The organism is Schaedlerella arabinosiphila (genome assembly GCF_003885045.1).
Taxonomy (GTDB): domain Bacteria; phylum Bacillota; class Clostridia; order Lachnospirales; family Lachnospiraceae; genus Schaedlerella; species Schaedlerella arabinosiphila.
Genome location: NZ_RHJS01000002.1, coordinates 4,797,461 through 4,824,345, shown reverse-complemented (window position 1 = coordinate 4,824,345; position 26,885 = coordinate 4,797,461). Strand labels below are relative to the sequence as shown.

30 protein-coding genes and 1 pseudogene are annotated in these 26,885 nt (G+C 43.5%); 19 read left to right on the top strand and 12 right to left on the bottom strand.

The features are described from left to right. Positions 1 to 18: 18 nt before the first annotated feature. From tnpA to tnpC, 3 genes are all read left to right on the top strand, one after another. The gene (gene tnpA, locus EBB54_RS22720; RefSeq protein WP_125126868.1) at positions 19 to 357 is read left to right on the top strand and encodes an IS66 family insertion sequence element accessory protein TnpA; all 339 of its coding nucleotides are present in this window, start codon (positions 19 to 21) and stop codon (positions 355 to 357) included. Beyond that, positions 351 to 728, top strand: a complete 378-nt coding sequence (gene tnpB, locus EBB54_RS22715; RefSeq protein WP_125128754.1) for an IS66 family insertion sequence element accessory protein TnpB — start codon at positions 351 to 353, stop codon at positions 726 to 728. The genes tnpA and tnpB overlap by 7 nt, the downstream gene beginning before the upstream one ends. 135 nt (positions 729 to 863) lie before the next feature. After that, the gene (tnpC, locus tag EBB54_RS22710) at positions 864 to 2,489 is read left to right on the top strand and encodes an IS66 family transposase (RefSeq protein ID WP_243127744.1); all 1,626 of its coding nucleotides are present in this window, start codon (positions 864 to 866) and stop codon (positions 2,487 to 2,489) included. 318 nt (positions 2,490 to 2,807) lie between these two features. Here tnpC and EBB54_RS22705 read toward each other — a convergent pair whose 3' ends face one another. Beyond that, positions 2,808 to 4,280 (bottom strand): DDE-type integrase/transposase/recombinase, encoded by a 1,473-nt coding sequence (locus EBB54_RS22705; RefSeq protein ID WP_125129101.1) that lies wholly within the window; start codon positions 4,278 to 4,280, stop codon positions 2,808 to 2,810. Between the two features lie 381 nt (positions 4,281 to 4,661). Here EBB54_RS22705 and EBB54_RS22700 point away from each other — a divergent pair, with 381 nt between their 5' ends. The 4 genes from EBB54_RS22700 to EBB54_RS22685 all read left to right on the top strand — a co-directional run bounded on the left by EBB54_RS22700 (position 4,662) and on the right by EBB54_RS22685 (position 6,554). Next, positions 4,662 to 4,985 carry a hypothetical protein gene (locus tag EBB54_RS22700; protein WP_148099394.1) on the top strand — a complete coding sequence of 108 codons (324 nt, stop codon included), beginning with the start codon at positions 4,662 to 4,664 and terminating at the stop codon, positions 4,983 to 4,985. 9 nt (positions 4,986 to 4,994) lie between these two features. After that, positions 4,995 to 5,264: a hypothetical protein gene (locus EBB54_RS22695; RefSeq protein ID WP_125129099.1), complete on the top strand. Its 270-nt coding sequence runs from the start codon at positions 4,995 to 4,997 to the stop codon at positions 5,262 to 5,264. Between the two features lie 158 nt (positions 5,265 to 5,422). Beyond that, entirely contained in the window at positions 5,423 to 5,782 is a 360-nt protein-coding gene (locus EBB54_RS22690) for a winged helix-turn-helix transcriptional regulator (protein WP_243127778.1), read from the top strand. A 139-nt stretch (positions 5,783 to 5,921) separates the two neighbouring features. Next, positions 5,922 to 6,554 carry an SOS response-associated peptidase gene (locus tag EBB54_RS22685; RefSeq protein WP_004071545.1) on the top strand — a complete coding sequence of 211 codons (633 nt, stop codon included), beginning with the start codon at positions 5,922 to 5,924 and terminating at the stop codon, positions 6,552 to 6,554. A gap of 354 nt (positions 6,555 to 6,908) precedes the next feature. Here EBB54_RS22685 and EBB54_RS22680 read toward each other — a convergent pair whose 3' ends face one another. From EBB54_RS22680 to EBB54_RS22655, 6 genes are all read right to left on the bottom strand, one after another. After that, entirely contained in the window at positions 6,909 to 7,418 is a 510-nt protein-coding gene (locus tag EBB54_RS22680) for a type III toxin-antitoxin system ToxN/AbiQ family toxin (protein ID WP_004071543.1), read from the bottom strand. Positions 7,419 to 7,726: 308 nt separating this feature from the next. Continuing rightward, the gene (locus EBB54_RS22675) at positions 7,727 to 7,909 is read right to left on the bottom strand and encodes a hypothetical protein (protein WP_125129098.1); all 183 of its coding nucleotides are present in this window, start codon (positions 7,907 to 7,909) and stop codon (positions 7,727 to 7,729) included. Between the two features lie 449 nt (positions 7,910 to 8,358). Then, the gene (locus tag EBB54_RS22670; protein WP_004071541.1) at positions 8,359 to 8,538 is read right to left on the bottom strand and encodes a hypothetical protein; all 180 of its coding nucleotides are present in this window, start codon (positions 8,536 to 8,538) and stop codon (positions 8,359 to 8,361) included. A 149-nt stretch (positions 8,539 to 8,687) separates the two neighbouring features. After that, a complete protein-coding gene (locus EBB54_RS22665; protein WP_125129097.1) occupies positions 8,688 to 10,031 on the bottom strand; it encodes a sensor histidine kinase in 1,344 nt (447 codons plus the stop codon). Then, positions 10,028 to 10,171 carry a hypothetical protein gene (locus EBB54_RS22660; RefSeq protein ID WP_193554379.1) on the bottom strand — a complete coding sequence of 48 codons (144 nt, stop codon included), beginning with the start codon at positions 10,169 to 10,171 and terminating at the stop codon, positions 10,028 to 10,030. Before EBB54_RS22660 ends, EBB54_RS22665 begins: the two co-directional genes overlap by 4 nt. Positions 10,172 to 10,694: 523 nt before the next feature. Further along, positions 10,695 to 12,020, bottom strand: a complete 1,326-nt coding sequence (locus tag EBB54_RS22655; protein WP_125127865.1) for an IS4 family transposase — start codon at positions 12,018 to 12,020, stop codon at positions 10,695 to 10,697. A 720-nt stretch (positions 12,021 to 12,740) separates the two neighbouring features. Here EBB54_RS22655 and EBB54_RS31395 point away from each other — a divergent pair. The 4 genes and pseudogenes from EBB54_RS31395 to crcB all read left to right on the top strand — a co-directional run bounded on the left by EBB54_RS31395 (position 12,741) and on the right by crcB (position 15,524). Further along, on the top strand, positions 12,741 to 13,016 hold the full coding sequence (locus EBB54_RS31395) for a hypothetical protein (protein ID WP_243127777.1): 276 nt from the start codon (positions 12,741 to 12,743) through the stop codon (positions 13,014 to 13,016). Continuing rightward, entirely contained in the window at positions 13,001 to 13,444 is a 444-nt protein-coding gene (locus EBB54_RS31390; protein ID WP_243127776.1) for a hypothetical protein, read from the top strand. The genes EBB54_RS31395 and EBB54_RS31390 overlap by 16 nt, the downstream gene beginning before the upstream one ends. Before the next feature lie 163 nt (positions 13,445 to 13,607). Beyond that, positions 13,608 to 15,114: pseudogene (locus tag EBB54_RS22645) on the top strand (AAA family ATPase). Positions 15,115 to 15,152: 38 nt separating this feature from the next. Continuing rightward, positions 15,153 to 15,524: a fluoride efflux transporter CrcB gene (crcB, locus tag EBB54_RS22640; protein WP_125130964.1), complete on the top strand. Its 372-nt coding sequence runs from the start codon at positions 15,153 to 15,155 to the stop codon at positions 15,522 to 15,524. 132 nt (positions 15,525 to 15,656) lie between these two features. Here crcB and EBB54_RS22635 read toward each other — a convergent pair whose 3' ends face one another. Then, entirely contained in the window at positions 15,657 to 16,517 is an 861-nt protein-coding gene (locus EBB54_RS22635) for an NmrA family NAD(P)-binding protein (protein WP_125129096.1), read from the bottom strand. Positions 16,518 to 16,658: 141 nt separating this feature from the next. Between EBB54_RS22635 and EBB54_RS22630 the strand changes: the two genes are divergently transcribed. Then, on the top strand, positions 16,659 to 17,195 hold the full coding sequence (locus EBB54_RS22630) for a flavodoxin family protein (RefSeq protein WP_125129095.1): 537 nt from the start codon (positions 16,659 to 16,661) through the stop codon (positions 17,193 to 17,195). Positions 17,196 to 17,227: 32 nt separating this feature from the next. Continuing rightward, entirely contained in the window at positions 17,228 to 17,641 is a 414-nt protein-coding gene (locus EBB54_RS22625; RefSeq protein ID WP_004071522.1) for an EamA family transporter, read from the top strand. Positions 17,642 to 17,822: 181 nt separating this feature from the next. Here EBB54_RS22625 and EBB54_RS22620 read toward each other — a convergent pair whose 3' ends face one another. Beyond that, positions 17,823 to 18,290 (bottom strand): hypothetical protein, encoded by a 468-nt coding sequence (locus EBB54_RS22620; protein ID WP_125129094.1) that lies wholly within the window; start codon positions 18,288 to 18,290, stop codon positions 17,823 to 17,825. A gap of 180 nt (positions 18,291 to 18,470) precedes the next feature. Here EBB54_RS22620 and EBB54_RS22615 point away from each other — a divergent pair, with 180 nt between their 5' ends. After that, positions 18,471 to 19,052, top strand: coding sequence for a TetR/AcrR family transcriptional regulator (locus EBB54_RS22615; protein WP_125129093.1), 582 nt, complete (start codon positions 18,471 to 18,473; stop codon positions 19,050 to 19,052). A 5-nt stretch (positions 19,053 to 19,057) separates the two neighbouring features. Beyond that, a complete protein-coding gene (locus tag EBB54_RS22610; protein WP_125129092.1) occupies positions 19,058 to 19,825 on the top strand; it encodes a nucleoside phosphorylase in 768 nt (255 codons plus the stop codon). 46 nt (positions 19,826 to 19,871) lie between these two features. Here EBB54_RS22610 and EBB54_RS22605 read toward each other — a convergent pair whose 3' ends face one another. Both EBB54_RS22605 and EBB54_RS22600 read right to left on the bottom strand, forming a co-directional pair. Next, positions 19,872 to 21,176, bottom strand: coding sequence for a sensor histidine kinase (locus EBB54_RS22605; RefSeq protein WP_125129091.1), 1,305 nt, complete (start codon positions 21,174 to 21,176; stop codon positions 19,872 to 19,874). Positions 21,177 to 21,215: 39 nt separating this feature from the next. After that, on the bottom strand, positions 21,216 to 21,902 hold the full coding sequence (locus EBB54_RS22600; RefSeq protein WP_125129090.1) for a response regulator transcription factor: 687 nt from the start codon (positions 21,900 to 21,902) through the stop codon (positions 21,216 to 21,218). Positions 21,903 to 22,131: 229 nt separating this feature from the next. Between EBB54_RS22600 and EBB54_RS22595 the strand changes: the two genes are divergently transcribed. The 4 genes from EBB54_RS22595 to EBB54_RS22580 are packed head-to-tail and all read left to right on the top strand — an operon-like array spanning position 22,132 to position 26,010. Further along, on the top strand, positions 22,132 to 22,665 hold the full coding sequence (locus tag EBB54_RS22595; protein WP_125129089.1) for a hypothetical protein: 534 nt from the start codon (positions 22,132 to 22,134) through the stop codon (positions 22,663 to 22,665). A 15-nt stretch (positions 22,666 to 22,680) separates the two neighbouring features. Further along, on the top strand, positions 22,681 to 23,898 hold the full coding sequence (locus tag EBB54_RS22590) for an ABC transporter permease (RefSeq protein WP_125129088.1): 1,218 nt from the start codon (positions 22,681 to 22,683) through the stop codon (positions 23,896 to 23,898). A gap of 3 nt (positions 23,899 to 23,901) precedes the next feature. Next, positions 23,902 to 25,350: an ABC transporter permease gene (locus EBB54_RS22585; protein ID WP_125129087.1), complete on the top strand. Its 1,449-nt coding sequence runs from the start codon at positions 23,902 to 23,904 to the stop codon at positions 25,348 to 25,350. Positions 25,351 to 25,362: 12 nt separating this feature from the next. After that, a complete protein-coding gene (locus EBB54_RS22580) occupies positions 25,363 to 26,010 on the top strand; it encodes an ABC transporter ATP-binding protein (RefSeq protein WP_125130962.1) in 648 nt (215 codons plus the stop codon). Between the two features lie 56 nt (positions 26,011 to 26,066). Here the strand turns inward: EBB54_RS22580 and EBB54_RS22575 are convergent, their stop codons facing one another. Next, a complete protein-coding gene (locus EBB54_RS22575) occupies positions 26,067 to 26,777 on the bottom strand; it encodes a peptidylprolyl isomerase (protein ID WP_125129086.1) in 711 nt (236 codons plus the stop codon). Between the last annotated feature and the right edge of the window lie 108 nt (positions 26,778 to 26,885).

The following is a 26,885-nucleotide window of genomic DNA, read 5'->3' as shown; positions in this document are numbered from 1 at the left end:
AGAAGGAGGAATCAGTCAGTGAATGTACATTACAGCCATGAGGAATGGAGGATGATCTTTAGCCAGCGGCTCCAAAGTGGTCTCTCCGTTCGTAAGTGGTGTGAGAAGAACAACTTCAAATATGATACCTATAAATACTGGGAGAAAAAGATCCGGAGGATGGACACCGAACCAGAATCCTTTCCTGTTGCAGAACAGCCTTTCATAGAGCTCCCGCTCTTCCACCAGGAATTGCCAACGATACCGGAATCCCTTTCCCTAGAGGTCCGATACCACGAATTTCATGTGGGCATCCACAAAAACGCAGATATGGGACAGGTTTCAGGAGTACTGCGGCTCCTGCAGTCCCTATGCTGAGCATGATCACCCAGGGGGCGGAACATATCTTCCTCGCCTGTGGTGCGACGGATTTTCGAAAACAGATTGAGGGGCTCGCAGCCCTCGTTACTTTGAAATACCATTTGGATCCCTATTCCCCGGTCTGTGTATTTTTGTTCTGCAATAAAAAACGAGATTGTCTGAAAGCACTCCGTTTTGAAGGTGGAAACGGATTCCTCCTGGCAACAAAGAAGCTCCTGCCGGACATGCGTTTCCAATGGCCCAGGACACCTGACGATATCAAAGACATCACTGCGCAGCAGGTACGCTGGCTCCTGGAGGGGCTGTCTATTGAACAGAAATATGCGCATAAGCCGGTAAAGATACAGCCGGAGGATACCTGCTTCTGAGCAGAAAAAATGACGGATAACCCACGGATTATCCTTAAAAAATCAGCATTTTTCAGGTCAAAAAAAAGCCTGGAATGCTGATTTTTTCATAAAAAGATGTTAAAATGAAGGAAATGCGGGGAGGGAGGAAGAGCCATGCAGACAGCAGCACAACAGGAAGAAGTAACCAGACTGCGGGAACAGGTGGAATCTCTGAAAAAGATGCTGGGAGAACGGGATGCACAGATCGAAAGACAACGTATCCAGATCGAGAACCTGACCCAGGCAGTTTTGCATGCGCGTAAAAAGATGTATGGCCCATCCAGTGAGGCCACCCAGGTTACAGGACAGCTGAACCTGTTTCCGGAGCAGGAGCAGCTCCTGCAGGAACTGGCAAAACAACAGAAAGAGATCACAGTACCGGAGCATACACGGAAAGTACGTCAGGCAGGTGTGCGCTCAGAAATGCTCTCTTCTCTTGAAACAGAGATCGAACGCTGCGTAGTAAGTGAAGAAGAAACCTGCCCTGTATGCGGTGCACAACTGACAAAAGTAGGAGAAAAAGTAGTACGGACCGAAGTGGTATATGAACCAGCGAAGCTGAAAGTAAAACAGTATGTGCAGGAGATAAAAAAATGTACAAAATGCGGCAGCCAAGACAGTGAGAAGCTGTCCCCCACATTCGTAGCGGCCAGAGTCCCCAAAGGTTTGCTCCCACATTCGATCGCAAGTCCATCCCTGGTTGCAGGGATCCTATACCAGAAATATGATATGGGAATCCCCCTGGCAAGGCAGGAGCGGGACTGGTACCGCATTGGGCTTAGTATCTACCGTTCCACCATGTCGCATTGGGTGATCCGATGCAGTCAGGAATGGCTGGAGCCGATCTTCCTGAGGATGCACCAGGTCATCATGGAGACCTGCTCCGTATTGATGGGTGACGAAACCCGGATCCAATGCAACAAGGAACCGGGAAAGAAGGCCAGCAGCGAATCCTTCATGTGGGTGGTGCGGACCGGAAGCTTTGAAAAGATCCGCGCAGTGCTCTTCCACTATGCAAGGACCCGTTCCGGAGCAGAAGCAAAACGGCTGTATACCGGATTTGCTGGATATCTGGTAACAGATGCCTGCGACAGCTACGAAAAAGTAGAAGGAGTCAGCCGGGCTCTGTGCTGGTCGCATCTGCGTCGCTACTATATAGAGAGCATCCCGCTGGACTCTGCGGGAAAGGAGCTAAAGGGGAGCAAAGGAGCGGAGGCGCGAGAATGGTGCGACCAGCTTTTTAAAATCGAAAAAAAGATTCAGGGCCTAGAACCGCAGGAGCGGCTGGAGAAACGCAAAGAACTGAGCCAGCCGGTACTTGAGGCTTTTTGGTCATGGGTAGAAGAAACGAGCGAAAAATATACTGCCAACGAATCTTTGAAAAAGGCGCTGCAATACAGCCGGAACCAGAAAAAATATCTGAATACCTTCATGGAGGATGGAAGGCTTCCGATTTCGAATAATGAGTGCGAAGCCTGTATACGTCCCTTTGCAACCGGCCGTAAATCCTGGCTGTTTGCGGACACACCGGAAGGGGCGAGAGCCAGTGGGATTGTCTATTCACTGGTAGAATCATCGAAATTGAATCAATTGGATGTATTCCGATATCTGTCTTATCTGTTGGAAAAGATGCCGGAAATTGATTACCAGTATCAAAATGATCCAAGTATTTTGGATCCATATCTGCCATGGTCCAGGGAACTCCCGGAATACTGTAGAATTCAGAAAAAGATGAAATGATCTGTTATGGAAGTATTACCATAGCAGATCATTTTTTACAATACGGTTTCTTTTGCATCGCTTACCAAATGAACCTTGAAAACTGTAGATATCGACTCCGAAAAGCTCTCCGAGGGCTTAGGGCGTTGCCCTAAGAACCCACAAGGGACCAATCCCTTGACCCGGTTTCGGGCTTTGCCCGAACCCATCCTCGCCGGAAGGCAAGAAAAGGGCGCAGTGGCCCCTTTTCTGACAGACAGGATCATCCGTGAGCCTTATGTCAATAGACTTTCGCGGCATATCCTCACCGCCTGAAGGCGGCTGCGGTATTCCACGGTTCTATTGACAACAGCTCCGCTCCGGCGCAGAGCCGCCGTTTTTCTGCTGGTTCAGGATGGTCTGCTGGCCAAGGAAGATGAGAAGCTGCCATTTTCCAGGCATGTTGTCAGCGCCCCGCAGCATTTCTACTTCGTTAAGAACTTTGTAGTTCTTGTGTTTATGCGGACGGAGAAAGTTATAGTATGCGACCCAGAGGGCAAGGTCATAGTTGGCACCGTCGATGTGGTCAAAGCCGTTTGTGTGACGGTAAGATGCCTTATAAGTACGGTTGAGCCGTTCAATCATCTGTTTGTAGGGACGGTGTTCTTTGGAAACAGCATCGTCGTTGGTAAGTCCAATCACCTGAGTGATTTTGAATGTAAAATCGTTTCCCAGCTTTTTTACAAATTCCATTGCAGCGAGCGGGTAGGCGCTGTAACCGTCAGCAATGAACTTAAAGTTTTCCGGCAGTTTTGCAAGTCCCCGGAAAGCCATACGCATAGCGAGGATACAGGGGCCGACACCACGGTTATCAGAGATCTGGTAGCCAATGATGGATCGGGATGCGGCATTCATAATGAGCCAGACATAGGATTTGATCCCACGGATTTTGATATAGGTTTCATCGGCAGTAAAAACAGGCCCTTTTTCGTAGGGGTATTGGTCAACAAAAGGTTTCACGCAGATAGCTGCGGTCTTGCAGTAATTAGCGATCTGCTGGTGGGAAATGCCGATGTTGTACAGGTCTCTGAGAGCCTGGGAGGTTTTCCTAAGGGAGAGGCCAAGGTTGACGTGTAGGGTCAGGCACAAGGACATTACGTGGGCATTATGCTTGCTGAATTTCAGGGATGAAGCATTTTTAGGCAGGGTATTGAGATCCATGCTGAAAAAATCCATCGTAAACTCACGGTAGATATAGTGGAGTTTATATTTATTTTTGCCGTAGTCCTGCCTGAGATCTTCTTTATCTACCTTTTTGAGGTTGTAGAGGTAATAAGGACATTTGGGATTGATGCACTTATGGATGATAAAGTGTTTGCGCTCCTTCTTTGGGACCAGGGTATTGCCGCAGTGGGGACAGCGTAGTTTTACAGAGGAGAAGCGGCTTTCATCGGGTGAGAACCTTGCGCTGCAGACTTTGCAGAGAAGCTGTCCTTTGGAACCATTATTTTTATAAAGGAAAGGCTTCGGGGCATCACAGCGGGGGCAGGTACAGCTGTCCGGAATATCGCATTCTGACCGTCGGCTGACAGGGCGTATTTTCTTACCATAACGCTTTTCAAAGTAAGGGATGAGATCTTGATAAGTCCAGTCCTGCCGGAAGTCAGTGACAAGAGGGAGATCGTCAATTTTAAACTTCTGGTACTTTGGAGAATGGGAATCATCAAAAGCCCACTGTTTCAGTGGGATATATCTGCAGATAAAATGAATCAGCCAGCAGTTTTGTTGGTAAAGAGATTGAATGAGAAAGAGTAAATAGGTAATAATATCCATAAGCAATGATTTTCCTTTCAGTGTTTGTGGGATGGTAATAGTATTGACACAAAAAAGGGAGGTCATTGCTTTTTTCTTTGAAAAAGTGGTGAAACCCTTGAAATAATAAGGTTTGTTAAAAAAAATATGGTAGTTAACTTGACACTACCTATATAAATATGAGGGTAAGAATTATGTAAGACGGATGAGCTGTGAAAAAGCAATCCATGCACAAGAAAATCTCGGATTGGAGTTAAGGTAATGAACAATGTTATAATATGTGAAGGCTCAACAGATTATGTTTTATTACAATATTATATGAGAAAAGCTTATCAGTGGTTAGATGATCCTTCAAGACAACAGGGAATATTAAGAATGGATCGGCAAAAGTCATGAAATCTGGTGAAAGACTCGGATGTCTTAACGATTATGTCTACGGGTGGCTGCAGCAGATTAAGCAGCGGTCTTAAGGAGGTTTTAGATCGTAATTATCTGTCTATTCCGGGATTTTCGACTGTATATAGTAAAATAGTAATAATTACTGATAGGGATGAAGCAGAAACAGAATTGAATTTTATTCAGCAGATGAAAGATGCTTTGAATGAATATTCTGTAATTTGTGATAATGAATTGGAAAATGACCGTTGGATAAAATGTAAAATGCCTACTGAGATTAAAGAAGAAGTAGAGTTTGCATTCTTATTATTTATCATTCCATTTGAATAAAATGGCGCTATGGAGACATTTTTATTAGATGCAGTAGGAGAAAATGATCCATATGATAAACATGTGATTGATAAATGTATTGCTTTTGTAGAAGACATAGATCCACAGAAAAGATATTTATCGTCCAGGAGACATATTACAAAAGCAAAATTTGATACATATTTTTCTATCAGGACTCCTGTAGAGCAATTTGCAGAAAGACAGAATATATTGAAAAACGTGGATTGGGAGAACTATACGAAGATACAGACCGCATTTCATAAACTTGGGGATTTATAATTTGTCACCAATTTTCACCGGAAAATGGATGACCTGCTTGTACATTTTCCGTTTTCAAAAACGCAATGTGCTGTATTTAAGGGGACAGATTGGAAGTGACCTCACTGGGTGGACTTTACAACGGACTTCTTACACCAAGATTTCAGGTGTTTGACGATATGTTTCGTGTAGATCTTTTTCGGAGTACTTTTTCAATAGAAGACCAGAAAAGTAATGAAGAAGCATCGGAGAAGAATCAGGAAAGCATCGGAGAAGAATCGGAAAAGCATCGGAGAAGAATCAAAAAAACATCGGAGGACCATCCGAATAATTCCAGAGATAATCTGAACAGTACTCAGAAGCAGATCCTTGAACTATTATCGCAGGATACACGGCTTTCTGCAAAGAAAATCGCAGATGCAATCGGCATTTCGAGCCGGAATATTGAATCTAATATCAAAAAATTGAAAAGACGTGGTATTCTGATCCGCCATGGTTCTCCAAAGAATGGATATTGGGAGATCACAGACCGTACGTAGGCTCTTAAGTGAGAATCAGACGCAGCCGCGGATAATTTTTGGATATGTGACAATGCTGTATTTTGAAGCTGTAGAGTTACTGTGAATAGTAACGTTGTAGAAAAAAGCGTGTGCATCGCAGGAGAAGGAGAGGACAACTATGTGCGGAAGATTTTTTGTAGACGAAGAGACAGCCAGGGAGATTGAAAAGGTGATCCACAATGTAGATCTTCAGATACAGAGAATGCGCACAGGCGACATCTTCCCTTCTCAGCCTGCGGGCATTTTGACGCAATGCGGTAAGCGCAGGGAGCAGCCTGCGGCAATCGCTTCGGGCAGTATTTCACCTGCACTGGAACTGAAAGAAATGCAGTGGGGATTTCCCCAGTATCAAAAGAAAGGACTTCTGATCAACGCCAGGGCGGAGACTGCGCTGGAACGAAAAACATTTCGGGACAGCGTGTTGCACAGGCGCTGCGTGATACCGGCAAAGCATTTTTATGAGTGGGATTCCGATAAAAATAAGGTAACATTTTTCAGGAAGGACGCAGCGGTTGTGTATATGGCGGGATTCTACAACCGATTCGGGGATGAGGAACGTTTTATCATCCTCACGACACAGGCCAATGCGTCCGTGTCCCCTGTCCACCACAGGATGCCGCTGGTTCTGGAGACAGGGGAGCTAAAGGAGTGGGTATACGACGATCAATTTGCGCAATATGCCCTTCATAAGACTCCGCCGGTGCTTGGGCGGGAGCAGGAGTATGAACAGCAGAGTTTGTTCCTGACATGAAAAAAGGGCATTTCCGTAATGGGAATGCCTGAAATGCTAATCTGTCTTTGCCGCTGAGAACTGGTTTTGTAAAGTTTCTAATTCTGCTTTAAGCCAATCACCAGCCCCATTCATCAATTAAAAAACACGACAAAAAACGCCCTTAGCCATGAGTTCCTACCCACAGCTAAGGGCGTTATAATATGGATTTATGCCAGTCATCTAAACCGCTTAAAAATCATTCTCCCACCAACAAACCACTGGACAGTAAGAATAATCGCACGCAAACGACTGTTGTCAAAAGACCTTTTAAAAATCCGCAAACCCGCATAAACACTGGATTTACTAAGCATTTTGCAACCACAATCTTCCCTCTTATTTTCCTGCCAGATACAGCTTAATATATTCCCGATATCCCTGCTCTAAAAGATTAAAATCGCAACTATTATCTGTAAGGATTTGTTTTTGGTTTGATGTTACCATCTTATAGATTTTTTCCGCCTTCTTCTGGATTTTATCAGCATATTTCATACAAAACTGGTACTCCTTATTCAGCAGAATACGGTATTTTTCATCTTCCACCTCTTTAATAACAAGTTTCTTAAGACACTCATCGGGAACTGGCACCATATAATTAAAACGCAAAGATCCCTTTACTTCTTTTTTATCCCCTGAAACCCGAATCAATATATTTGCTTCCTGCTTCTTGTCAAAAGATGATACAGACACATAGTAGTTTATGCTATTCACCTTTAATATCGCTCCAAAAGCAAATTTATTACGTTCCGCATAATGAATATTGGGAACCTTCGTCACTCCACGTTTTTCTTTCTCATATTTTTGAAGGAAATGAATATATTCCTCATTTATCCTATAAAAATCCATTTTAGCCTCCAATATATAGAAAAGGGAGATAATAAACTTATCTCCCTAATTAATGATTCACATTTCAAGCTGTGAAGCACTTAAATTAAAGGTTCACGTTCAAAGTAGTGAAGCACTTAAATTAAAGGGTTGCACTCAAAGCTGCAACGTACTTTAATAGAGCAATTTATCTGCTCACTTATATTATATGCAAATTTCTCAAAAAATGCAAGTGATTTTCCGATTATCTGACACTCTCCCCTTGACAGTTTTTCCCGCCTTTGCTTGGGGTAGTCAAGAGGGCGAAATCAGTAAACTGCTTTCGCCCCTCAGTTTATTATGGGAGTTGTTACGCAGTAGAGGTTATTTTGCTCTTGATTTATGCGGCTTTGTGGGCGTTGAAATGATGGGATAAGGTTTTTTTCTAAAGCGGTTGTATATTGTTCAAAGCCTGTAGGTATATCTGTTTGCTCCAATCCCCATATAAATTCATCAATAATTTCTTTCATCATATCAAATTCGTGATTTGATATATTCAATAAAAAATTATTACATTCTAATATCTTACTGTCAGATAATGATCTCGTTTGTCTTGTTTTGTGCCTTCAGATATTCTTTCAATATGTTAATTCTCCTCTTATGGATAAAAAAGGGTATGGCGCTAACCATACCCTGCTCTGGCTGTCCAGAGAGACCTCGTCGGTCAAAAAACACTTATACAAGTGTAAAAAAATTATGCACCCGTGCAGTTCTTAAAACATTTATTCCATTTCTTTGTGTGCTATCAGTAATGTTTAACCTTGCTGCTATCATCCATATAACCCCATCCATTAACCTCTCATTAGCACTCATAACTTTTGTATAAGTTGTAATTGATGGCAGTAGTTAACAGTGCGTCTACATTTGCAGCTTCGGTACACGCAAGATAAATACTGTCTTTATACTTAATATTTGAAATTGTTTAAGCTTTTTTCTTCCTGTTTCTCTGCACAACAGCACTTTTAAACGCCTTCATCAATGCGGGAGACAGCTCCTGGCAATCTTCATCAAAAGTGATGGGATGCATCTGTGCTTCTTGTACTTCTTTAAGCTGTTCTTCTGTAGGCTTTTGTCCGTTTTCAATAGTGAATGTCCTGGTCATAATAAAGATCTTCCTCAACACTGTGTTTTATGATAGTAGTATATCACTAAATAACAAATTCATCAATGAATGAAAACCTAAAAAGCAATTCAAACCGGCTGTTCACACCCTCGCCGGGTGTTCACAGCAACGCTCAATCCCGTTATCATTCACTCCAACCCCACCATCACCAAAGCATGAAATTCCGCCCCTTCATGCGTAAATTCCACCCCGCCGTGATATTTTTCCGAGATATCCGCAATACTTTTCAGCCCTATCCCCTGGTGCCCTTCTTTCGTAGACATGTAACGCTCCCCGTCCCGCTTTACATGTCCGTCAAATCCGTTATCCACCGTAATGGCAAGCATTTTTCCGGAGCAAATCATGTTCAGGCGCACGAAGCGGTCTGCTTCCGTGACATGCCCTGCTGCCCTTACCGCGTTGTCCAAAAGATTCCCCAGCAGGACGGAAAGGTCGGTATCCTGGACCGGCAGGCCGTCGGGAATGTTGATCCGGACAGAAAAATCAATCTCCTCCTCCTTTGCCAGCGCGTCATAATGGCTGACAAGCATATTGACCACAGGATTGCCGCAGAAGCGGAGGATCTCATACTTCCTGGTGCTTTCCAGATATTGTTCCAGGTATTCCGCGGCACGTCCGGTTTCGCCGTCCGCAAGGAAACTCTGTATGGCCAGCAGATGATGAGTCAGGTCATGGCGCATCCGACGGCTGTTTTCAATCTGCTCCTGGATTCGGCGGTACTGTTCGGCAGACAGCTCACTTTGATGCTGGAGCTGCATGGCCTCCTGCTGGGACTGCATTTTTTCACGGATCAGCCCGTAGAGCTTGAAGAAAAGAATATACACCACAAAAGTGATCACCAGAAGTGAGCAGAATAAATAGATCAATGCGGGATTAGAGTGCAGGTACTCGGGAGCAGTCAGGGAAAGTCCGGGAATCAGCAGGGCGAACAAAAACAGGGAAAGGGCGGACAGGTATCCGCTTTCTCTTGCGTCCAGCCCGTCTTCTATGGGCAGGTAGAAATATTTCAAAAGAAACCAGCACGGCGGCAGGGTAACCAGCTCGGCAATAAGGTAATAGAGATAAAAAGTTCCGCCGTAGGGCAGCCAGCTATAGCTTTGCAGGTTCTTTACGTCAAAATAGTTATAAATAGAAGTCATGAGAAGGGCGGCCGTGGCCGTAAAGGAAAAGACAAACAGCTTTTTCTGCCAGAGATCCTTCACAGTATACAGATACCAAAAAAAGCAGAGCAGTAAAACCAGCGCAAACAGGCAGTTTACCATCTGCCGGAGGAACGGCCCTCTCGGCAGTATGGAGGCAAGGAAGGCTCCTGCCAGGGAAAACAAAAGTGAGGCCGCAAGGAGCAGGGCCGCAGCAACCAGAAATATCTTACGCTTAGGAAACCGAAGTCGCTTCCGGAACGGATACAGACACAAAAACATATACGGGGCAAGCTGCTGCAAACAGCCCGCAAATAATTGTAAAGCGATCATACTGCGCCCCTCCTTGCCAGATGAAATAAAAACTGCTGGTACTGGTTTTTCAGCTCCGTACGGCTGCTTCTGGAAAGGACGATCTCCTTTCCGCCATGCATGACGATGTGGTCAAAATAAAACGATTCGATGTATTTCATGTTTACTTATAAAGCTATAATAGAGAAAAAGGCGAAATAGAGGGATTTTATTTTAGAACTTTCCATAATAAATCACTATACATAAGCATTGCTTGCCTACATAGATAGGAATAACAAGCGGAAATAAATAAACCTACCTTGTACTTGGCAGATCGAGGCAGGTTTACTATATAATCTATACCGGAGAGGCCAACCACTTTGTGGGCGATTGCTCTCCATATTTAATATAGCATATCTGGCAGCAGGATTCAAGGATATTTTTATTGCTTCATTATTTCCGGTATTCCGTCGTTACTGTTCACACCCCAATGTCATTTAGTTAAACAAAGCCAGACCGGTGTTCTATAAATTATTAGATATAAAGTGGACTTGTTTTCACAGCACAAGCCAGAACATATGTTTTTGCTTGTGTCTGAGAGACTGTTCGGATCATAATGAAAGAGGTGAAAATTATTTTTGGGCATGACGACTAAGCAGATCCGCATCTGCTTAAAAAATATCTATATTTAAGGTAAAAATGCTTTCAGGCTGCCCGGTATATAAGATATCGCGGCCTCCGGAAATGGGCTGTCTTTAGCCTGTGATACTGCCGTTCATTTCGGATCGGGATCAACCTGCGCTGAAGCAGGGCGGTTACATTGATTGAGCCTTCTTTCACAGAAGGACGTAGGAACACCCTGCAAATATGGGCTGCTGTACCAAAATGTATTTTGTAATCATGCTTTGTCTTCTTTTGATGGACCACAGCAGTATGGTTGATGATACTTTCTGTCAAGTTGTAGACGATGAGTTTTGCCCATATTTCCTGTTTGACAAAGTCCGGCTTATAAGAATGGAAATTGATCAATCCGATGGTATATTTCAGTTTCCGAAATGAGGATTCCACGCCCCACCTGGAAAAATAAAGCTCTTTTAGACGCTTTGGCGGAAATTCCTCTTCCGGGAGATTGGTAACCAGGCACTCATAAGTGGACTCTGATATGGGAAACCTGACAATGCGGAACGTAAGCTGGTAGGTATCCCGTGTCCCGTACTCAATAAAATCAAAGGAGGTTGCCTTATCGACAAAACGGCGGTATCCCTCTACAGCAATCTTTTTTGACTGGCTGCGTACCAGGGTGACCCGAACCCGGATGTCAAAGGATTCCTTGTCAGGAAAATCAAAACCGGAAAGAAGGCCTTTGGAATGGATATCCTTTGCGCGGAAGAGGAAAAACTGCCCTTTTTTGAGCACATGGGCCATATTATTATAGGAGCAGTAACCACGGTCACCGATAAAAATAGTCTTTTTCCAGGGGGAAGTCTGATGGCGGTCCACCAGGGTGGCAAAGGCCCGGTATTCATCCTTATTGTGAATCGGCTGGATCAGTGCATCGGTATAGATGTGCTTGTCCAGATTGTACAGGGCATTTAAATGCAAACTGTAAAATCCTTTGGCAGAATGCCCTTCGGAAACAAAGTAGTCAGGGGAAGCAAACGTGGGCTTACTGAAAAAGGAAAAGGTAGAGCCATCCGCAGCAATGGATTCATAGCCGTCTGCGCCTTCCAAGGAAGAGAGTGAGGAATGGAAGTGATGAAAAACGGCTTCCATGGCTTCCGGTTTTAACTTTGCCCGTTGCTGATTGAGTGCGGAAACGGAAGGGGCATCTGCATCCAGATCAAAAAACTCCAAAAGTTCCTCGGAAGTGGAGGAAGAGCCCTGGGAAACCAAAAACGTAATGAGCTTATCCGGTGGAAGCTTTTTCTGGCGGGTAAAATCCTTGTCTGGGTGGACGGAGTATTTTGAGATTGTGGACGCAACGCTGTCCACAGCAGAAGAAAAAAGAGCCTTGATTTTTTCATGAAACATAACGAATGTACCTCCTTGGATTAGAATCATATATCGCTCTAAATCCAAGGGCCGCGCTCGCTACCTCTAAAAAGAGGATCAGCAGCGAGCGCGGCCGCACATTTTGTTTGATTTGTCAAGTACTAATATAAAATTCCGCAAAAAAATCAAAAAGAATGGTTAGACCCCCACTTAAAAAAGGCTCTACCCCATCCATCTGAGTTTTCTGCTGAAAAAAACAATAATTTCCATGAAAATGGATTTTCAGATGCAAGGTTTTCAGATAGAATAACCCCAGTAATATCGCGGGTTGAAGCCAACAAGACGGGTGAACACCGGTGAGTGGAACATCGGATTTCGTCCATATATTAACTAAATGACATTGGTTCACACCCTGGCCGGGTGCTCACAGTAACGGCTGGGGCACTCATATAGTGTTTCAGCCTTATTTTTGTGTTGCTTTTTACTCCTGCATTTGGTAAAGTAAAAACACCCACAATTCCAGTGGGTACATTTTCAAACATTCTAAATATCTGATATGAAAATTTCTATTCCATTTTCAAGGCTGTATCGCCTGATTTCAATGTTTGAAACGAAAAAACAAACTGTTATACCGTTTCTGTGAACCCCATAGGTGGGAACATAAACTATACTGGGAAAGGAGTGATCGCATGCCTTGATTGTACTTGTATTCCGGCAGCCAAAGAACTATAATATAAGGGAAAACAAAGAGGAGTATGGATGGGACAAAAAGATATCGTAGAAAAAAATCTGGAAGATTACAACGATGTGTTTGCCGACATCGTAAATGCGCTTGTTTTTAAAGGAAAACAGGCAGTGAGGCCCAGGGATCTGATGCCTGTGAAGGTCAGATCCCAGTATAAAGCAGACGAGGGGAAGCTGCATGAGGAAGAACGAGATAACGCATCGTCCTTTACTTCGGAGAATCCCACTGGAATGGTCCGAGGTCGATTTTGGAGATGGTGGATCTTCCGGAAGGCATGGAAAACTTTATAAACGATTATAAGATCCACATATTTGAAGTGGCGTATTTGACAGAAGAACAGGTAAAATTATTCAGAAGCGATTTTCGAATTGTGGCGGATTATTTTGTACAAAAACGAAAAAACAAAAAATATACCCCCGGAAGGAAAACGATCCGGCATGTGGATGCCGTATTAAAATTTATGTCTGTTATGACAGGGGATAGGAGATTTATAAATGCCCAAAAGGGAAAAAAATCAGGAGGTGACCAAAACATGTGTGAAATACTGGATCAGATTGAAAACCGCGGAATCCAGAAGGGGATGGAGATCATGCGTGCGGAGATGGCAGAAAAGGAGGCTTCTCTTGCAGAGAAAGAAGCGGAGCTTGCCCGGAAGGAAGCCCAGCTTGCACAGGCGATGGAGTTGTTGAAAAAATATAACATTGCATTTGTTTCATAGCGGCCGCCCATTGCCCCAGGGCTTTGATCCTGCTTTATGCAAATTGTTTCCGGCTGTGCGGTTGGATACTCTAAAGAGTATCCAACCCATTCATCCATACAGCTGGAATTATTTTATATCAGGGGAAGAACAGGAAAATATTTCACAGGGAGGTGTGGCAGAAATGATGAAGCTTCCGATTGGGGAAGAATTTTTTGGCAATATCAGAACAAAGGGATTTTACTATGTGGATAAAACCAGATTTATTGCAGATCTTTTAAAAAACCGGGGAAGTGTGAATCTCTTTACAAGGCCGCGCCGTTTTGGAAAAAGTCTGAACCTGGATATGCTTAAGACGTTTTTTGAGATTGGGACAGACGCCGCATTATTTGAAGGACTGGAGATCGAGAAAGAAGCAGAACTATGTGAACGACATATGGGGAAATATCCTGTTATTATGATCAGTCTGAAAGATGTAACAGGAGCATCCTATGAGGAAGCGTTAAAGGTGATGTCCCGAGTCATAAAAACAGAAGCCCGCAGGCATCAATATTTGCTGGAAAGTAATAAACTTACAGAGATAGATAAGGAGTCACTGCGGGAACTGTACGCAAAATATCTGGAAGAGGATGTACAGCAGGAAAGTATCAGGCTGCTTTCAGAAATGCTGAACAAGCATTATGGAAAGGGCGTGATCATTTTAATAGATGAATATGATGTTCCTTTGGATAAAGCATATCAAAATCATTATTATACACAGATGGTACATTTTATCCGGTCTGTATTCAGCCAGGCGCTTAAAACAAATAAAAATCTTGAATTTGCTGTTATTACAGGATGTCTGCGTATTGCCAGAGAAAGTATTTTTACAGGTTTAAATCATTTTAAGATCCGCGGCATTTCCGATGTGGAATGTGCGGAATATTTTGGATTCACAGATGATGAAGTCAGAACAATGATGGAGTATTATGGGGTGGAAGATAGGTTTTCTGATGTAAAGGAATGGTATGACGGATATCATTTTGGAGCGGTTGATGTATATTGCCCCTGGGATGTGATCAACCAGTGCGACAAATTGAGAGTAAAAAAAGACGCGGTCATGGAACCGCACTGGGAAAATAGCAGCAGCAATGCCATTGTTCAGGATATTTTGTCGGAAGCTACGGAAACGACGAAAGCAGAGATTGAAGTATTAATTTCCGGCGGATATGTAGAAAAACAGTTGCTTCCTGAACTGACATATACAGATTTTGACAGTGAGGATATAGATACCCGTCAGACATATTTATGGAGCGCGCTTTTTTCTTCGGGTTATCTGACGGATCAAGGGGAGACGGATGGGGGATACCATCGGCTGGTTATTCCCAACAGGGAAGTTCTGGGAATTTACGAGAAGAAAATTCGCTCATGGATTGCTGAAAGCAGAAGGAAGGTGGATTGTAAAATCCAATGCGGAATCGGGGACAGGTTACACGGATATCAAGATTACAATTCCGTCAGAGAAGATCGGGTGTGTTATCGAACTAAAATATGCGGAAGACGGGGCATTTGATTTTGCGTGCCGTGAAGCGATGAAACAGATTGAGGATGGGGGATATGCAGCTGCGCTTATACAGGAAGGAATGCAGACAATCCATAAGTTTGGGATCGCATGTTATAAGAAAACATGTAAAGTGATATACAGTGGATGACAGAAGATGTTATGGAAATGAGAAATGGAGAGCAGCTTATGGTCGAGTGCATTGTTGTCGGAGCAGGCGGATTTATCGGGGCGGTCTGCAGATATCTGATCGGATTGATCCCATTCAATGAGGGATGCGCATTTCCGATAAAGACATTTTTAATCAATATAGCAGGATCTTTCCTCATAGGGATCATAGCGGCGCTGGCAATGAAAACAGACTGGCTCAATCCCAGAACAGTTTTGTTCTTAAAGGCCGGAATATGCGGAGGTTTTACGACCTTTTCCTCTTTCGCACTGGAAACGGGAGATTTGATAAAGGGTGGAAGAGCGCATATTGCAGCGCTGTACGCGATTCTGAGCGTGGTGTGCGGAACGGCCGCCGTATTCGCGGGACAGGGAATCATCCGGAAGGGATGATATCGGGCGGAGAGATTAGTGATGCCTTTACGTGACTGATTCCAGTCAGATAAAAACTGTCAATCAGTTTCTCACAAACTTCGCCCGACGAATCTGACTGTCATTTTTATCTGTCTGTGAACAGCAGCGCTTTTACTGCCAGGCTGCCAGATTTTTTTTGACAAACTGCTGAAATGTCCGGGGCTTTTTTCCCATAATCTGCTCAAAGACGGAGGTGACTTCCTTTGCAGATCCAAAACGCGTCATCATATACAGGATTCCCATAACCGTGCTGTATTCTTTTTCCAAACCTCTGATTTCGATCCAGTATTTTTTGGCAAAGGATGGATTTGGGTCTGTATACAGGATTTCCCGGCCCAGTTCTTTTGATAGAATTTCCGCAGCCTGCCGGTAGTCGATTGCTTCAGGGCCTGTTATAGAATACCCTTTATTTTGATGCATTTCCGGTTCACTCAATACTTTGGCCGTGATTTCCCCAATGTCCTCTGCGTCTATAAAGCTGGTCAATGCCTTTTTTACAGGAACGACGATCCGGTTGAAATGTTTGATTTCAAATGCGTGAACTCCGCTGATGTTCTGCATAAAAAAGCCAGGACGTATATGGCAGTATGGAAGGCCGGCCCGTTCTATGTACTTTTCAATTTTGTGGTGCGGTGGGAAAGGGTTATGCTCAACGCCGATCAGGGAGAGGAAGCTGACAAGCCGGATTCCGCCCATTTCTTTCAAAGCATCTATAAAAGGCTTCAGATCTTCGGGCTTTCCCAAATGCGGCGGGCGCATAATAAATACCCTGTCAACATCTTTTAAAGCGCCGTGAAAGGTTTTTGGGTCAGTAAAGTCAAAATAAACGATCTCTGCCCTGTCTTGAAACATTTCAGAGAGCTTGCCGGTGCGGGTGCCTGCAGCCGTGATCTCCTGCCCATTTTCAAGGGCATATTGCGCAACATATCTTCCTACATTTCCGGATGCACCGGTAATCAATATTCTGCCCATTGCTTTTTTCCTCCAAGAAATTTGATTTGCTGGTTTCATCAGCATTCGCTTTTTCAAAATCGGTCTTTTTATAGAAAGCAACCCATGCTATAATGACCATATCACAATAAAATGATAATACAATCTGGAGGAAATTGGAAGATGAAAATTTTGGTCATTACAGGCAGCGCGCATAAAAAAGGAACATCATCATATCTGGCAGATTCATTTATCAGGGGAGCGGAAGAAGCCGGGCATGAGGTCTTCCGGTTTGACGCAGCATTTAAAAATGTGCATCCCTGTGTCGGATGCGATTCCTGTCAGAAGGGAAGCCGGGCCTGCGTATTCAAAGACGACATGCAGGAGTTGAACCCGGAGCTTTTAAAGGCGGACGCAGTTGTATTTGTTTCTCCCATTTATTATTATGATATAAATGCGCAGATAAAAGCTGTCATAGACCGTTTTTACGCAAATAATTCCGCATTGAAGGGGGCGGATAAAAAGGCGGTTTTGATGATTACATATGGGGATGAAACAGAAGAATCGGCGGAGGGCGCGGCTGCTTCTTACAAGGGCATGGTAAAATATCTGGAATGGAAGGATGCGGGGATCGTCTCTGCAAAAGCCTGCTATGTACTCGATGACATCCTGGATTCAGAATATCCGAAGCAGGCATATGAGCTGGGGAAGAATCTGTAAATAAATTTGGTTTTTAAAGGACGTGAGATGGTATGTGGTTCCTATTTGCATTGTTATCCGCAGTTTTTGCGGCGCTCACCTCAATACTGGCAAAGGTCGGCATCGAAGGTGTTAACTCCAATCTGGCGACAGCCATCCGCACGGTGGTCGTGGTAATGATGGCATGGGGAATGGTGTTTCTGACCCATGCCCAAAACGGCATTTCTGAAATAAGCAGAAAAAGCTGGCTGTTTTTGATATTGTCCGGTCTGGCAACGGGCGGTTCGTGGCTGTGCTATTACAGGGCGCTGCAGTTGGGCGAAGCGTCAAAGGTTGTGCCGATTGATAAATTGAGTGTGGTCATCACATTGGTTTTGGCGTTTCTGTTTCTACATGAGGAATTTACGGTGAAATCATTGATCGGCTGTGTTTTGATTGGGACGGGGAGTTTGATGATGGTTCTATAAAATGGGGCTGCCTGGAATCAGCCACTTCACCCACATTAGCAAAAAATCAAGATGCCCAGAATCGGCAGACAGCTTTGCCGGCTGTTTTTGCGCATGCGGGTGAAATGACTGTGAATCGTAATCATAAAATACATTTACATTTATCTGCGGCATCTGATTCCGCAATGAGATTACATTTCTATTATGCCGTAATATCCACTGTTAAAGCGAACGCCTGCGCAGGCTGCGGCTGCGGCATACCGGTACTGGTATAGGAATAACCGCTGTCGGGGATGATGAGTGCTGCTGCAGATTGGGAATCTTTGCCCGCTTCGGACAGTTCTACCCGGTCTGCTGCGGTTTTTTTGGAATCTTCCTCATCCTTCTTTTCATTCAGCTTGCTGGTTTCGTCTTTCTGGTCCTTTTCTACTGCGTTCTGTTTCAAGTCGTCATTTGTCTTCTGGGCTGCTTCCATCATCTGGTCCATGACATCCTGGGCCCGGCCTTCTAATTCTTCCATCTGGGCTTTTTTATTTTCACTTGGATTTTGATCATGTTCCAGCTCTGATTTTAATACGTTTGCCCTTCCCTGCAGTTGTGTGCTGGCAGACTGCATAGCGCGCATCTGCATCAGCGTATTTCCAGCCATCATAAGATTTGTCATTGACATAAAAATTCCTCCTTGCTTATTATGTGATATTCAAAATATCGGCAGAATAAATGAAGATTTTATTCAGATGAAGCAGACGGGCTTTTTTTTGCTGCCAAAGGGTCAGGAGGATAAAATATTGACAATCCGACACATGTGTCGTATAATATAAGACACATGTGTCGGAAAGTGGGTATACTGATGAATAAAAAAGGACAGAAAACAAGGGAGCATATCAAGAAATGCGCTGCAGTTTTATTTGCGGAAAAGGGGTTTAAACAGGTCACCATGAAGGATATCTGCGAGGCTGCACAGTTGAGCCGGGGCGGTTTGTACTGCCATTATGAAAGCACCCGCCAGATTTTTCAGGAAATGATTGATGATATGATGAGCCGGCAGGATCAGGAATTTGACCTGAGAATCGGGCAGAATCAATCAGCCGTAACGATATTGGATGATATTTTGGAGGGCTACAGGAAGGAAATGCTTGACAGCCGTTCCTCATTAAGCACGGCAATCTATGAGTATTTCAGCCTTCCGGAGATCGCGGGACAGAAAAATGCATTATACCAGCAGTATCTGATATCCGCGAATACATGGAAAAAGCTGATACAGTACGGCATAGACCGAAAGGAATTTCATGAGGTGGACATTGAGGCGGTGTTTCATCTGATCGTATTTTCGTATCAGGGGGTAAGGATGTACAGCAAGCTGATGCCGGTGGATGAGGGAATACCCTCCGGGATTGTCAGACAAATCAAAAAAATATTGGTAAAGGGGTGAATGGAATGGCAACGATTTTTGAACGTTTTTGTGAGGAACCAAACGCAATGATCAATCCCTGTGATGTGATGGAAAAAAAGGCCGGTTTTCCGAAGGTGTGCATCACAACATTTTCCGAGGGCGTGATCCAGGAATTTGTCCGGAGGAATCCGGCAAATGTGATTGCAAGCCTGTATACTGCGAATGGTGCGCTTCCTGTGTACGAGATCGAATATGCGGGCAAAAAGGTGGGATTATTTCTCTCCAGGGTAGGCGCTCCCGCCTGTGTGGCCGGGCTGGAGGAAATCATCGCCATGGGAGCAGAGAAAATCATACAGTTTGGCTGCTGCGGCATCTTGAACCAGGCGGCCGCTGACAACAGGATCATCATCCCGTCGTCAGCCGTCAGGGATGAGGGCACTAGCTACCATTATATTCCGGGAAGCGAGGAAATCCATGCGGACAGCGCTTCGGTCGAAATGGCGGTGAGATGCATGGAAAGCCACAAGATCCCCTATACGGTGGGAAAAATCTGGACCACCGACGGGATCTACCGGGAGACGCAGGAAGCGGTGGCGGAGCGCAAAAAGCAGGGCTGCATTGCAGTTGAGATGGAATGCTCGGCCTCCATGGCCGCTGCCAGATTCCGCAATGTACCGATCATCCAGTTTTTCTACGGGGCGGACAGCCTGGATTCTGACAAATGGGAACCCCGGGACCTGACGGATTACGGCATGAGCGCTGGAGATAAATATATGACCATCGCTTTGGAATGCAGCCTTTTATTCCCGTGAAGTAAATCTCCATGCAGCCATGCCTGCATGGAGATATGACATTCGACTATTTCAAAGGAAGTGTGACAAAGAATGTAGCCCCGCCCCCATCCGTGTCTTTGCAGCCAACTTTACCATTCATCATTTTTGCAAGCTCGTCTGCTATGCTGAGTCCTAATCCAAAATTTGATTTATCTGTCCTTGATTCGTCGGCGCAATAGAAACGGTTAAAAATATACGGCTTAACATCTTCTGGAATGCCTCTTCCGTGGTCGGTTACGAAAAATGTGATATGTTTTGCCGTTACTGCTGTTTTAATTTCGATTTGCTCATTGTTTATAGAATGGTGAATGGCATTGTCCATAAAAATTGACAATATCTGAAAAAGCCGTTCTCCATCTGCACAGAATTTAGGATAACTGCTTTCACTGATTTCCAAGCGCAGGCGGATTTTTTTGCTGATGCAGATCGGTTCATAAGCTTCATATAAGGAGATTAATAATGTATCTATATCAATGATATTTTTGCATAAAGTCCATGATTTGGCATCAGAAGAAGCCAGAAGCAGCATATCCTTGACCAGTTTCGACATTCTCATGCATTCATTGTCTAAGATGTTAACAGATTTTCTAAATTCAGTATGATCTATTTGTAATTGTTCCAGCTTTTCTGCGTTTGCCAGAATAACGGCAAGCGGGGATTTCAATTCATGCGAAGCAGAAGCTATAAAATCCTTCTGGCTTTTCAACATTACTTCCGTTGGCTCTAATGCTTTCTTTATTAGAAAATGGCTCATAATCGACACGGCAATAAGGGAAAGAAACCATAAGGAAACATAAAGGAAAGCCTGTTTTGTTAAAATATCAAATAAGGACTGCTGCCTGTAAATCAGCGACAGGTGGTAAGCCGTGTTATTTGGCATTACAATCGTTGCAAGTATCCCTAAATATTCGTCATTTCTCGTTCCATGAAACTCAAATATACCGCTTTGGTTTGTAGTCGGTTTCTTATCATTTGTGATTATGAAAATATCTTCTTTGCCAGTCTGTATGCGGAAACGCTCCAAAAGAGTGTCTGCATCCGTAGGAAAGTCAGAATCTGTCTGGTATATCATCTTTCCAGAGGAATCTTGAATATAGCAGAATATAGGGCGTTTGTACTCATGGTAGAAATCCGCAATAGATTCAAAATCCTGGCTGCTATCTTCAAGCTGGTATATCATCTGCGTAACCATTTTCTGAAAAAAAATAATCTCATTTGATTGCTCCATGTGGATATAGTTTTTGCAGAGAATCATCATAATTGAGGTAATGATTAACATAATAGTCGTTATAAAAAAAGCATTTAATTTTTTTGACAGTGGTTTCAGCATTTGTGGTCTCCAATCTGTCGCTTGTATGACATAAACATTTTATTTCCGTTTCTGGGTTAGAGAATATCCAGCCCCATATACGGTTTTTATTTCACAGATACTCTTTAATTCCCTTAACCGTTTCCGTAAAAAAGAAATGTAATTATCAACATTTCCCTGTTCAACTTCCGATGATGTACCCCATATTTTCAATATCAATTGTTCTCTTGAGAAAAGTGTTTCTGGACTTTTCATAAGGACATATAACAATTCAGACTCTTTTGCTGTTAAAAAAATAGTCTTTAGGCTGCAAGTCAGTCCACGGTTTGATTTATTAAAACACAAGTCTGCGTAGTAGAGACTATCCTCTGCTTTTATTTCGCTTGGACGCCTTGTTAAAGCCCTCACACGGGCAAGCAGCTCCTGCATATGGAAGGGCTTGGCTAAATAATCGTCAGCCCCGCCATCTAATCCCTCTATCTTTTCATTAAGGGCGGTCATCCCTGTAATGATAATAACAGGAATCTGGATGCCTTTTTTCCGCATAGCTTTAATAATTGTCAGCCCGTCAATAACAGGGAGCATCCTGTCCACAATAGCCAAATCATAGGAATAATCTGTATGTAAGGCATACAGCATGGCACTTTCCCCATCATTACAAGCATCAACCATATACCCGTTTTTTGTTAATTGTGATTGTATCAAGCTGCAAAGCTCTAAATCATCTTCTAAAAGAAGTATTTTCATTTTTTTAATCCTTTCCTGGTTAGGAATATAGAATCCACTTAGTATTAGTATAATATGAAATTCTGTAAAAATCCTCTAAAAAGTCACTTATATCTTTTTGTATTTTACAGGATTTTTAGCAGGGTTTTTAGATACAATGGCTTCGTTATCTGAATGCCGTGCATCCTTGCAGGGCATCTAAAAACCATAATACTAAATACAAACATATCAAAAAGAAAGGCGGAAAAGAATGATGAAGATCAAAAAATTCATGCGGGCATTCGTGGTTGGGGCAAGTATGTTTGCTTTGGCAGGCTGCGGTGCGCCAAAAGGAGCAGGCACAAACGGAGAAAGCGAAGCTAAAGATACTTATATTGAAAATGGCACAACAGGCTCTGACAAAAAAGATATTTCCAATGAGAACAATTCAAATAATGTCGGGAGTATGGATGGTGATGAAATCATTGCGGCATCTGATCTGCAGGGAGATGTAATCGAGTTTTCAGATCATGGATGCGTGGTTAACCAAGTAACATCAGATCATGCTGACGAGGCTGTCGTCATCGCGGAAGGGTACGAAAATGAGGAGGCAAAAGTGACTATTAAATATGGAGATAACTGCATATTCCAGAGAGCAGTGATAAGCATAGCGACTGGAGAAGCCATGGTCAATGAAGCTGCCAAAGCGGATATAAAGAAAAAAACATCATTGCTGCTTTATGGGAATTTTGACGATACAGAAAATTTTACAGCTGCAAAAGTAATCATTACCCAATATGAATAGGAAGAAGGAATAGACATGGCATTTTATCAGCTTGCGTTTCGGTATTTGAAGCGAAAAAAAGCCAAGACAGTTTTATTGTTTTTTGTGCTGCTCATTGTGAGCAGCATGATATTAAGCACAAACATGATTCTCCGTGCAACGGCTGATTCAAAAACGGCAATTGGAGAAAAAACAAAAGCAAAAGTTGTCATGGGGATTTTGAAAGAGGATGACAGGATTACATTGGATGACGTGGAATGGATAAAGGATTTAGAGGAAGTTTCCACAGTAAACTGCCTGGCAAAAAACGATGCGTTTCCTGTAAATTTCCAATTGGTTACGGGCAGCGATTCTACAGAAGCATCCAATCAGAAAGTATCCCTTCTATCCTACGATAATCTGGAAAATGACAGCGGGTTTTCAGAAGGGGTATACCGTCTTGTATCTGGCAGTTATATTGCGGGGGACATAAAAGGGATTGTTATCAACTCTTATCTTGCGGATGCCAATCAATTAAAATCAGGAGACTTGATAGAATTAGAAAATACCAATGGAAAGCGGGTTTCCTTAGAAATTGTCGGTATCTTTTTATCTGGAAATGAAAGCAGGCAGCCAGAAGGAATGGATTCTGTAAACCGTATTGAAAATCAGATATTCATAGATAACAGTTCCTATTCGGATTTATTTGAAACGGAGGGTTATGCCAAAGTTGCTGTTTATTGCAAAAATCCAGAGCAATTAAGTTTATTAGAGGAAGAATTGAACAAATATTTATCTGATAAAGCAGATTCTACGACATCTGATACCTTGTATCAACAAATGTCTCTGCCATTAGAACAGATTACCAGGGCTGCAAAGCTTATGCTTGCCCTAACGCTTCTGGCAGGAACGGTGATCGTATCTTTACTGCTTTGTATGTGGATGCGGACACGGCAGAAAGAAACTGCTATTTTTATCAGTGTTGGGAAATCAAAAGCCAGTATTTTTTTACAGATATTTATGGAATCATTTTTCGTCTTTGCATTCGCTGTCCTTGGCTCATGTTGTTTTGGAAACTTTATGGCGGGCATTTTACAAGGTTTCCTTACGGAATCTGGAACAACAGACATTTCTTTAGAAGTGTTATTACAGTTCAAAGATGTAGGCATTCTGGCAGGTTTGGGAAGCCTGCTTGTATTGGCGGCAGTCATAGTTTCCCTGCTCCCGATATTAAGAACGAACCCCAAAGAAACTTTATCGAAAATGGAGGGATAGACAATGAATAGTTTCCAAATGGCGTGGCGTTCGGTTATACGCAAACCAGTCAAAAGCATACTTCTGTTTTTTGTAGTATTTATGATCAGTCTGTTTTTTTTATCGGGCATGGCCAGCCGAAACGCAAGCATCGCCACCCAGAATAAGACAAAGCAGGCAGTAGGGGCTGGATTTCTGATAGAAGCAAACGAAGCAAACAAGCGGAACAGGGCAGATGAAATTCTTGAAAAAAAGACCGAGGGGGAAGAAGGGAATTTCGATGGCGTGAATGTCGAAAAAATAGAAACAAACTATGGTACGTCATGGAGAGTATCATATGATAATTCGTTCCAGACAATTTTAATCCATGATATGGAAAAGATTGCCGCTGTTTCCGGCATTTCCGAGTATAATATTACAACCGCCGTTACAGCAGTGAATCCTGTGGATTTTTCCAGAATTGAGGATGATGATGTAGACCAGAGCTCTGATTTACTTTGTGTCAGCTTAATCGGCAATAAAGATATGGCATTGGATGCCAATGTCCTGTCAGGAAATGTAACAATGAAGGAGGGACGGATGATAACGGAGGAGGATGTTGACGTATGCGTGATTTCAGAAGAACTTGCCGCAAAAAACAACCTGTCGGTTGGAAATAGAATACAATTTAATGACCGCCGTGATATAGAGAATGGAACCGTCTTTGGGGCGGAGATTGTTGGGATTTACAGGGTTCAGCAGAAAATGACGCCTGTCATGTCCGGAGATACTTACCGTTCTGAAAATATTATCTTTACCGATTTAGGATTTCCAGAAAAAGCAGAAGGAAGTACATCAGGTGCATTGTACGAAAAAGCATATTTCAAAGTGGCAGACGTGAACCAATACGATGAAATAAAAAAAGAGATACAGAAAGCGGATATTGGATGGGAACGCTATGATTTGATTGACAACAACGGAAATATTGATAAGATGTCGAAAAATTTCAATGATTTGGAGAATGTCAGCCAGATATTAGTTATCGTAGTTGCAGGAGCCAGCCTGATCATCCTATTTTTAGTATTTGTTTTTTGGATGAAAGGGCGGGTGCAGGAAATCGGAATTTTATTAGCCCTTGGCACACCGAAGATAAAAATATTGGGGCAGATATTATTGGAAGCATCCATGATCGCTGCCGCCGCCCTATTCCTCTCTTTTACGGCTGCGCCCGCCGCTTCTGATATTACAGCGGATTATCTTGTACAGCAGCAGGTGCAAAAGGCAACGGAGCAGTCTGTCTTAGAGGAAGGAAAAGTTGCAAAAAATGCGGTGGATTCAGAGGAAACAGTTACAGGCGTTTCCGTCGCCGTTACACCAGAACTCATGCTGTACGATTGGTTCGGCGTAGCGTTGTTGGTTGTAATATCGGTTGGGGCTGCCGGCATTCTGATTGCCCGTAAAAATCCAAAAGATATTTTCAGTGAAATTAGTTAGGAGGACAAAATGATGGTATTAGAAGTCAAGAATGTGCAGTATTCTTATAAATCTCAGAAAGAAAAAGAAATTTTAAAAAATGTTTCCATGCAGTTTGAAGAAAAGAAATTTTATACGATTGTCGGTGCAAGCGGGGCAGGCAAAACGACGTTCCTGTCCCTGCTTGCAGGACTGGATCTGCCTGTGAGAGGAACCATTTTGTATAACGGTGAAGATATACAGGAAAAAGGACTTAACTACCACAGAAAGCATCATGTTTCATTGGTTTTTCAAAATTATAATTTGATTGATTATCTGACGACAGAGGAAAACGTGCGGCTTGGCGGAACAAAAAAGCCGCAGGATTTATTGGAGAAAGTAAACATTCCTTGTGAGGATTGGAAAAGAAATGTTTTGCAGCTATCGGGCGGCCAGCAGCAGCGGGTTGCCATTGCAAGAGCACTGGCAAGCAACGCGAAAGTGCTGCTTGCAGATGAGCCGACGGGTAACCTTGATGAAAACACGGCGGGGGAAATCATAGAATTACTAAAAAGAACGGCGCATGAGCTTGGAAAGTGCGTCATTGTAGTAACGCACAGTAAGTATCTTGCGGCACAGGCAGATGAAATTATCATGATTAAAGATGGCTGTATTGAATCAGTTACAGAGCTGCCAGATTAACCAGCTGCAAAGCGTTCTTGTGCCTGCCTGTCAATGTCCGCAAAATTCGTTTTACATCAATCGATCACCTGAACAGATGTGATCGTGGGCTGGTCACCCTTGTCCACCGTTCCATTACTGTCCTGCACAGGCGTATCCTCGCAGATTTTGTCCACAACTTCCATCCCTTCGGTTACATGGCCGAACGCGGCATAGTTTCCGTCCAAAAACAGGCTGTCCTCATGGACAATGAAAAACTGGGAGGATGCGCTGTCGGGAGCCTTGGATCTTGCCATGGAGATTACGCCCCGCACATGGGAAATCTCATTTTCCACGCCGTTTTCGGAAAATTCGCCTTTGATCGTTTTGTCCGAACCGCCGGTTCCATTTCCCTTCGGGTCTCCGCCCTGGATCATAAAACCGCTGATGATCCGGTGGAAGGTGAGGCCGTCATAGAAACCGTCCTCGGCAAGCCGGATAAAATTGGTGACGCTGATCGGCGCGGTATCCGCATCCAGCTCCAGGGCAATGGTGCCGTAATCCTGCACTTCGATTTCAACATGGTGCAGCCCTTCCAGATAGGCTTCTTTTTCCGAAGAGGCGTCCGTTGTACTGCTTGTGTCCGTATCCTTTGAAGTGTCTTTGTCCGTACCTTCTGTACGGTCGGTGTCTGTACTTTCCGTTTTGCCTGTGTCCGCCTGCGCGGAATCATCCCCTTTCGAACCGCATCCGGTGAGGACGGCGGCAAGGAGGGTGACGCACAGGAAGCAAGTAAATATTTTTTTCATATCATTACCTCCGATTTGTAAAAGATTTCCAGCATGAAACTGTTTGTTTCATAAGGTATGCCCGAGGGCACCCCATCATGGCCATACGGCCGTTTCATAAGGTATTTT